8 protein-coding genes and 1 riboswitch are annotated in these 7,767 nt (G+C 72.5%); of the genes, 2 read left to right on the top strand and 6 right to left on the bottom strand.

Translation table 11 applies throughout. From position 1 onward, the window contains the following. Window positions 1-230: MSMEG_0572/Sll0783 family nitrogen starvation response protein (locus KBZ04_RS11850; RefSeq protein ID WP_254992121.1), on the bottom strand; the 230-nt coding region annotated here is incomplete at its 3' end. 177 nt (window positions 231-407) lie between these two features. On the opposite strand from KBZ04_RS11850, the gene KBZ04_RS11845 reads away from it, so the two are divergent. Then, on the top strand, window positions 408-1,721 hold the full coding sequence (locus KBZ04_RS11845; protein ID WP_254992119.1) for an MSMEG_0569 family flavin-dependent oxidoreductase: 1,314 nt from the start codon (window positions 408-410) through the stop codon (window positions 1,719-1,721). A gap of 3 nt (window positions 1,722-1,724) precedes the next feature. Here KBZ04_RS11845 and KBZ04_RS11840 read toward each other — a convergent pair whose 3' ends face one another. Then, window positions 1,725-2,348 carry a HupE/UreJ family protein gene (locus tag KBZ04_RS11840; RefSeq protein ID WP_254992118.1) on the bottom strand — a complete coding sequence of 208 codons (624 nt, stop codon included), beginning with the start codon at window positions 2,346-2,348 and terminating at the stop codon, window positions 1,725-1,727. Window positions 2,349-2,590: 242 nt separating this feature from the next. Continuing rightward, window positions 2,591-2,750, top strand: a riboswitch (cobalamin riboswitch). On the opposite strand from KBZ04_RS11840, the gene KBZ04_RS11835 reads away from it, so the two are divergent. Continuing rightward, window positions 2,733-3,374, top strand: coding sequence for a HupE/UreJ family protein (locus KBZ04_RS11835; protein WP_254992117.1), 642 nt, complete (start codon window positions 2,733-2,735; stop codon window positions 3,372-3,374). (Overlaps the previous riboswitch by 18 nt.) On the opposite strand, the gene KBZ04_RS11830 is transcribed toward KBZ04_RS11835, so the two are convergent. Genes KBZ04_RS11830 through KBZ04_RS11815 form a run of 4 tightly spaced genes read right to left on the bottom strand, consistent with a single transcriptional unit; the run spans window position 3,371 to window position 7,666 of the window. Further along, window positions 3,371-4,324 (bottom strand): BadF/BadG/BcrA/BcrD ATPase family protein, encoded by a 954-nt coding sequence (locus KBZ04_RS11830; protein WP_254992116.1) that lies wholly within the window; start codon window positions 4,322-4,324, stop codon window positions 3,371-3,373. The two genes, KBZ04_RS11835 and KBZ04_RS11830, sit on opposite strands and share 4 nt — an antisense overlap. Further along, window positions 4,321-5,631: an IctB family putative bicarbonate transporter gene (locus KBZ04_RS11825; RefSeq protein WP_254992115.1), complete on the bottom strand. Its 1,311-nt coding sequence runs from the start codon at window positions 5,629-5,631 to the stop codon at window positions 4,321-4,323. The genes KBZ04_RS11830 and KBZ04_RS11825 overlap by 4 nt, the downstream gene beginning before the upstream one ends. Then, window positions 5,631-6,344 carry a tRNA (guanosine(46)-N7)-methyltransferase TrmB gene (gene trmB / locus KBZ04_RS11820; protein WP_254992122.1) on the bottom strand — a complete coding sequence of 238 codons (714 nt, stop codon included), beginning with the start codon at window positions 6,342-6,344 and terminating at the stop codon, window positions 5,631-5,633. The genes KBZ04_RS11825 and trmB overlap by 1 nt, the downstream gene beginning before the upstream one ends. Before the next feature lie 2 nt (window positions 6,345-6,346). Then, window positions 6,347-7,666 (bottom strand): FIST N-terminal domain-containing protein, encoded by a 1,320-nt coding sequence (locus KBZ04_RS11815; RefSeq protein WP_254992114.1) that lies wholly within the window; start codon window positions 7,664-7,666, stop codon window positions 6,347-6,349. Window positions 7,667-7,767: the final 101 nt, after the last annotated feature.

Raw genomic sequence — 7,767 nt, 5'->3', positions numbered from 1 at the left:
CCCAGGGTCACGCCCGGTCCGTAGAGCAGGATCGAGGTCTCGAAGCCCTTGTTGATCAGGCGGCTGGCCTGCAGCAGGTTGACCAGGCCGATGGAACCTTCGAAGGCCACGGTGTGGAAGGTGACCAGGGCCTTCTCACCCGGTTCGGCCTTGACGTCGGGAAAGACCTTCTCCTCGTAGTCGACGAGGAACTCACCCGTCTGGTTGGCGGGACGGCTGACCTGGGGCATGGGGAAGTGCGGTCGGTGGAATCGGCATGGGGGACCGTGCCACGGATGAACTTTTGTTCTGTGTCGCCGATGCCACCGAATGCCGGCGCCGGGTACCGGTACTCACGGCGCCCGGGCGATCCGTGCCGGTCGTTACAGGAGGTATCGCCAGCGGCGGCCAGCATCGGCTTTCGTCAGGTGCCGGGGTTGGCTGTGACTAGGGGTTCGGAGCCGGTGCAGCGGCACCCGGTTGTGGTGGTGGGCGGCGGCCAGGCGGGCCTGTCGGTGGCCCACGGCCTGCAGAAGCGGGGGCTGCGCCCCCTGGTGCTGGAGCGCCACCGCATCGGCCACGCCTGGGCGCGCCAGCGCTGGGAGTCCTTCTGTCTGGTCACGCCCAACTGGCAGTGCCGCCTGCCCGACTTCCCCTATGACGGCGACGATCCCGAGGGCTTCATGGGCCGCGAGGAGATCGTCCGCTACGTGCAGCGCTTCGCCGACCACATCCAGGTGCCGGTGCGCGAAGGGGTGGGGGTGAACCGCCTGCAGGCGAGTGGTTCCGGCTTCCTCCTGAGCACCGACGAGGGTGCCATCGAGGCCGATCAGGTGGTGCTGGCCACCGGCGGCTACCACCGCCCACAGCGCCATCCCCTCGCCGCCCGCCTGCCCGAGCGGATCCTGCAGATCGATGCCCGCGATTACGAGAGCCCTGAGTCGCTGCCCGCTGGCCCGGTGCTGGTGGTGGGCAGTGGGCAGTCGGGCTGCCAGATCGCCGAAGACCTGCACCTGGCTGGCCGCTCGGTGCACCTGAGCGTCGGCAGCGCCCCCCGCTCCCCGCGCCGCTACCGCGGCCGCGACGTGGTCGACTGGCTCGATCGCATGGGCTACTACGCCATGCCGATCGACCAGCACGCCGACCCGAAGGCGGTGCGGGGCAAGACCAACCACTACCTCACCGGCCGCGACGGTGGCCGGGAGATCGACCTGCGCCGCCGCGCCCTCGAGGGGATGGTGCTGCATGGCCGGTTGGCCGATCTCGGCCACGACCGCATCAGCTTCGCCGGCGACCTGGCCGCCAACCTCGACGGCGCCGACGCGGTCTACAGCCGCATCTGCCGCAGCATCGACGACCACATCGCCGCCCAGGGCCTCAGTGCCCCCGAGGAGCCCCCCTACGTCCCCTGCTGGACACCGCCACCCGGTTCAGCGGCGGCCCTCGATCTGGCGGCTGAACCGCTGGCGGCCGTGATCTGGTGCACGGGCTACAAGCCCGATTTCAGCTGGGTGGAGGTGCCGGTGTTCGATGGTGCCGGCCATCCGGCCCACGAGCGGGGCCTCACCCAGGTGCCCGGGCTCTACGTGCTGGGCCTGCCCTGGCTGCACACCTGGGGCTCGGCCCGCTTCTGCGGGGTGGCCGAGGATGCCGAATACCTGGCGGAGGCGATCCGGCTGCGTGCCTCCCGGCGGGCCGCCAGCCAGGAGAGGCTGGAGTGCACCGCCCTGCTGGGCACCTGAGGCTCAGGCCACCAGGGCCGACCAGGTGAAGGCCAGGCCGATGCCCATCAGCAGGCCGGCCGTGAGGCTCAGCGCACCGCTGGAGGCGTTCTGGCGCCAGCGCCGCACGGCCGTCAGGGCCACCAGCAGCAGCAGGCTCTGGCTCACCAGCAGACCGGCCAGATAGAAGCCGATCGGGCCGGGTTCCCAGCCGATCACGGCGCCGCTGAGGGCGTAGCCGTGCAGCAGGAAGGCTGGCGCCAGCACGGCGGGCGGCAGGCGGCGGGCCAGCACCAGGCCGGTGAGGGCCACCGACAGGGCCACCGGCGGCTCGACCCAGGTGAGGCCCGGCAGGGCCAGCCCCAGGGCATTGCCCACCAGGCCGCAGCCCAGCAGGGCCAGCACCCATCGGAACGGTTGGACGATGCCCACCAGGCCGATCGCCAGCAGGAACAGCAGGTGGTCGGGCCCGAGGATCGGGTGGGCCAGGCCGCTCAGCAGGCCGGTGAGGGGTCCGGGCTTCATCCCGGTCAGATCCATCAGGTGGTGCGCCGAAGCCGGGGCCGCCAGCAGCAGGGGCAGGGCAAGCAGGCCGGCGAGGGCGATGGGCAGGACGCCGCGCCGCTCAGCCAAAGAAGGCAGGTTCATGGGAAATCTCCGGTCCTCGCCGGCAGGAAATGGGGTCGGGTGGGGGTGAGCGTTCTGACTGAAGACGCCGGGCCGGGAAGCCTGGTGTCCATCACAGCTGCGGGACAGCGGCGGACTCGGGCAAACCCCTCACCGCCTTTCCTCCTTGCGTCCTCCCCGTGAAGGGGAGGAACCTCCTGGGCGCCATCCTCTCCCCTTCCCGGTCAGAAGCTGCGGTCATCGGGCGGCAACGTCACCGGCTGCGGTCACAATCGGTGCACGGTTCCCGGGGTTCACCTCCGGGAGGAAACGAGGAAAGTCCGGTGCACGGCTGGGTTCGCCCCGTCGTCATTCCGGCGCTGTCCCGCAGCTGTGATGGGGTCACCCTCAGCCAGAACGCTCGCCGTGAACCGTTCCTTCCATCCCCGGCGCGGACCGGGACCCTCGATGACCCACTTCTCCGGACTCCGCTCCTGGACCCTTCTGGGCGGCGCGGCCGCCCTCGGTTTCGTGCTGATCGGCCAGCCGGCCCAGGCCCACGGCCTGGCCCACGGCGGCGTCGGCCACGGCTTCCTCCACCCCATCACCGGTGTCGATCACCTGCTGCTGCTGATCGGCGTGGGTGCGGCGGCCTCCTATGTGTCCGCCCAGCTGTTGCTCTGGGGCCTGGCCGGTGCGGTGCTGGGGGGCCTGGCCGGCGCCATGGGCTTCGCCATGCCCTTCGCCGAGGTGCTGGCCGCCCTGGCCATCACGGCGGTGGCCCTGCTGATCCTGCGCTCCCACCGGGATGGTCGCAGCCCCGGTCTGGCCTTCGCAGGCACCCTGGTGGCCGGTGCGGTGGCCCTCCACGCCCTGCTGCACGGCGGTGAGGCCCCGGTCGACGGCTCCGCCTTGGGCTGGTGGGCGGGTGCCCTGGCGGCCTCGCTGCTGGTGGGCGGTGGTTCGTTCCTGGCGCTGCGCCGTCTGCCCCTGGTCTGGACCACCCGCCTGGCCCTGCTGCTGGCCGTGCTCGGCGGCGCACTGGCCCTGGTGCCCCTGGCGGCCTAAGCCTGCAGGGCGGCCGCCATCGCCAGGGCCCCCTGGCAGGCATCGCCGGCGGCCGTCACCAGGCGGCTGCCTGGCAGGGCCTGCTCCAGGCTCCGGCTGAAGGGTTGGCGCAACTGCTCCAGGTGGCTCACCGCCCCGCCCATCGGGCACACCGCCGGCCCCACCAGATCCAGGCCCCGGGCCACCCCCGCCGCCATGGCCGCCAGCGCCGCAGCGTTGCGCTCCATCACCGCGATGGCCTGGGGGTCGCCCGCACTGGCTTGCTGATCGACCACCGGCGCCAGCCGGGCGAAGCCGGCGGGGCCAAAGCTGGCCGCGACCACCAGCGCCTTGAGCCGCTGCGCTAAACCTGGATCGTCCGGGCCGAGATCCAGGGCGGCCCACAGGGCCCGGCGCAGGGGGGTGTCGGGGAGTCGGCCGTCGGCCATCTGCAGGCTCAGGGCCAGGCCGTCGCGGCCGATGTCCATGGCCGAACCGGCCCCATCCAGCAGCCAGCCCCAGCCAGCGCAGCGGTGCTCGCGCCCATGGCCGTCGCGGCCGACGGCGATGGTGCCGGTGCCGCTGATCACCACGATGCCGGCCCCGTCAGGGAAGGCCCCCCGCAGGGCGGTGCGCTCATCGCCGGTGACCAGCACCCGCTCCAGGGGCAGCCCCAGGGCCTCGGCCGCCAGGGCCTGACCCTGGGCCTGCACCGGGGAGCCCTGCTCGATGCCGCTGGCCCCCACGGCGGCCGCCACCAGCACGGAGGCCGGGCTGCCTCTCTCCACGCCGGCCATGGCCCGCTCCAGGCTCTCCCGAAGGGCAGCCCCGAAGCGTTCCGGGCCCTCCGGGGCCGCCAGGTGGCAGACGCCAGGGCCCTCGCCTTCGGCGATCACCCGGCGGTCCTCAGCCAGGGCCAGGCGGCAGGTGGTGTGGGTCTGGCCGGCATCGAAGCCGGCGATCAGCCTCATGGCAGGGGATCCGCCGCCGCGGCGGCGAGGGTGGCCAGGCTGAACAGACCGATCAGCTGCACCTCCGGCCGGAAGAAGATCGTGTCGGTGAGGCCCTGCACCCCCAGGCCGGCGAACACGGCCACCGCCGCCAGGCAGGGCAGGGCCAGGGGGGCGCTGCTGCGCCACTGGCCCAGGCCCACCTTCACGGCGCTCAGCAGCAGGCCCAGCCCCGCCAGCAACCCGGGGATGCCGGCTTCCACCAGCAGCTCCAGGGGGATCGAATAGGCGCTGAGGGCGTTGAACTTGGGCTGCTGGTACAGCGGATAGATGAGGTTGAAGGCGCTGTTGCCGGGGCCGATGCCGATCCAGGGGCGGTCCTGGATCATTGCCAGGGCGGAGGTCCAGACGTTGATGCGGAAGTTGTTGGAGCTGTCCTCCCGGCCCGCCACCAGGCTCATCACCCGCACCCGCAGGGGCTCCACCTGGGTGACCAGCACCACCAGAACGACGGTGGCGCCCACCAGGAGCAGAAGGGGGAACAGGCGCCGCCACAGGGGCGGCCAGTCGCGGGTCTGGCGCAGCACCAGCAGCAGGGCCAGCAGGCCGAGGGAGGCCACCATGCCCATCCAGGCGCCGCGGCTGTAGGTGAGCACCAGGGCCACCAGGCCCAGCACCAGGCTGGCCAGAGCGAACAGGCGCCGGCCCCGCCCCTGCCAGCGCAGCAGGGCCACCACGGCCAGGGGCAGGATCGGCAGCAGGTAACCCCCCAGTAGGTTGGGGTTCTCGAGGGTGCTGTAGATGCGCACCGTGCCCTCGGCCACGGAGTTGTTGTCCGACCAGCGGGCCAGGGCCCCGGGGGCTTCGTAGAGCTGGCGGATGCCGATCACGCTGGTGATGAGTTCACCGGCCAGCAGGGCGCCCACCAGCCGGTCCCACCACACCGGGGCGGTGGCCAGCAGCTGGCGCATCAGGGCGTAGACGCTCAGGTAGCTGAGCAGCTTGAACAGCCCCACCAGGGCGGCCTTGGGCACCGGCGAGAAGCCGGTGGCCACCACGGCCACCGCGATCACCAGCAGCAGCCAGATGTTGATGGCGCCGAGGCGGCCGGGCGGGGTGCGCAGGGCCCAGACCACCCAGAGCAGGGCGGAGGCGGCGATCAGCAGGCTGAGGCCCGCCCGGGTCACCAGGGGCAGGCCGGCCATCAGGGCGCAGAGGATCCAGCCCGCCACCAGGGGCAGATGGGCGCCGAGTCGGCCGGCGGGCCGGCCGGCCATCAGCCCCTGCCAGCGCAGCAGCAGGGGCACGGGAGCGGGGGCAGGCACCATCAATCCGCTGCAGCGTCGAGGCGATTATCGGTGCCGCTGGCGGTGGGCTCCAGCTGGGCTTCCAGATCGGCCAGCGGCGGCAGGGGGGCGCTGCTGCGGCGGTAGAGGCTGCGGTGCACCGGCTTGCCCTCGGCCAGCACCTGACCTTCCCGTTCGGTGGCCACCGGCAGGGGATTCCGCTCGGGGCCGCACTCCTCGGGCCCGGCCAGCGCGAAGGTGCCGCTGGCCTCCACCAGCTGCCGCATCGGGGCGATCAGGGCTTCCACATCGCTCTGCAGGAACAGGGTCCGGCCGGGGGCCAGGGCCGCGGCGATCGCCAGCAGCAGGGCGGGCTGCAGCACCCGGCGCTTGCGGTGGCGCAGCTTGAACCAGGGGTCGGGGAACTGCAGCGTCACCAGCTCCAGCTGCCCGGTGGGAAGGAGCGCCAGCCACTCCGGCAGGTTCACGTTGGCGTTGCCGTAGAGGAAGCGCAGGTTGGTCAGCCCGTCCCGGCGGCGGTCGGCCTCGGCGGCCTCCACCAGGGTCCGGCGGATCTCCAGGCCCAGGTGGTTGCGCTGTGGCGCCAGGGGGGCCATGGCCAGCAGGAAGCGGCCCCGGGCCGAGCCGATGTCGAGATGGAGGGGCAGGCAGGGATCGGCGAACAGCTCGATCAGTGGCGGCAGGGGCCGCGCCAGCTGGTGGATCCGGCTGAGGGGATTGACGTGCTGGCGCACCATCAGAGCGGTGTGGCGTCGCCCCCGGGCGGCTCGTTCGGCACCAGGAATCCCCAGCTGGCGGTGTAGCCGTGCAGGTGGGTGGTGCCCCCCACCGGGCCGATCTCGCCGTTGCAGAACAGGCCGGCGATCGGCACGGTGCCGAACACCTCCCGGCAGAGGCTCACGTCGCCGTCGGCCTCGCCGTACAGGCCTTCGCCCCGGCCCAGGCAGGCGAACAGGAAGGCGGCCAGGGGCTCACTGCGCCGCCGCGACTGGCCGGCCAGCAGCTGGCGGGATTCATCGCGGGAGGCATCGGCATCGCGGAGCTGGAACTGCACCTTCTGGCCGACGCGCATGCGTTCGCCCACCGCCACCGCCCCGTTGCGGGGATCGACGCCGATCAGGTTGCGCACCAGGAAGGAGCCCGGCGCCTCGGCCACGGGGGTGAGGTCGGCGTTGGGAAGGCTGAAATCGCTGCGTCCCACGCCGAGGAACAGGGAGTGCTTCACCTGCTCCCGCTCGGCCGGAGTGAGGTCGGTGAGGATCGACTGCAGGGCTGCCACGGGGCTGTTGCGGGTGCTGCCGCAGCTCACCTCGATCACCACGTTGCGCTGGGCCTGCTCCACCTCCAGCACCGGGCCGATCGGCCGGCAGCCCTGGGCCACCAGGGGATCGAGCCGCCAGGCGCCTTCGATCAGGCAGCCCACCGCACCGGTGCGGACCGTGTCGGCGGGGTCGCTGTCGCCGGAGCGACCGCTGCCGAAGAGCAGCGAGCCGTGGGCGGCGCTGTGGGGGCCGGCGATGCCGCCCACCTTGGTGGTGTTGGGGTAGGCGTAATCGAGGCCGCTGATCAGGTCGTTGATCGCCGTGCCGGTGGGATCGAGCAGCAGCAGCATCGACTGGCCTTCCGCCAGCTCGGCCCCCACCCGCTCGCGCCAGGGCTCGGCCGGACCATCGAGATCGGGCAGGGCGGTGGTGTCGATGGCGAAGGGGCGCAGGTTGGCGCCAGGGAGCCGCAGCAGGGTGACCGCCAGGGCCGGCTGGTGCTCGATCTCATGGGGCGCGCCGGCCGGATCGGTGCCCACCACGCCGCCGCCGACGCAGCCCAGCCAGTGGGCGGCGCTGAGCTTCTGCTGCAGCAGGGGCAGCAGGCGGGGCAGGTCGCTGGCGTAGCTGGCGGAGGCGAACACCAGGGCCAGGTCGGCCTCCGGGGCACCGCGGAGCTGCTCGAACACCTGGTTGACCGCTTCCTGGAGCGAGCTGTCCCGGCCCAGGGCGGTGCGGCACCAGGGGCCGCCGGGACGGCGTTGCAACCAGGGAAAGGAGGGGAGGGAACCCATCAACGGACCCTATCGCCTGGGGGGCACACGGATAATGGCGCCTTACCGAACCGAGCGGACGTGCCGGAACAGCTCTATCGCTCCCTGGTCTGGCTCGACGT

Origin of the sequence: Cyanobium sp. N5-Cardenillas (genome assembly GCF_024345515.1) — a bacterium.
Taxonomy (GTDB): Bacteria; Cyanobacteriota; Cyanobacteriia; order PCC-6307; family Cyanobiaceae; genus Cyanobium.
This window is presented reverse-complemented; position numbering and strand designations above follow the sequence as displayed.

Excerpts from the sequence above, each read along its gene's own strand:
- KBZ04_RS11840 (WP_254992118.1), bottom strand. The coding sequence starts at position 2,348 with ATGAACCTGCCTTCTTTGGCTGAGCGGCGCGGCGTCCTGCCCATCGCC.
- KBZ04_RS11830 (WP_254992116.1), bottom strand. The coding sequence starts at position 4,324 with ATGAGGCTGATCGCCGGCTTCGATGCCGGCCAGACCCACACCACCTGC.
- KBZ04_RS11825 (WP_254992115.1), bottom strand. The coding sequence starts at position 5,631 with ATGGTGCCTGCCCCCGCTCCCGTGCCCCTGCTGCTGCGCTGGCAGGGG.
- KBZ04_RS11815 (WP_254992114.1), bottom strand. The coding sequence starts at position 7,666 with ATGGGTTCCCTCCCCTCCTTTCCCTGGTTGCAACGCCGTCCCGGCGGC.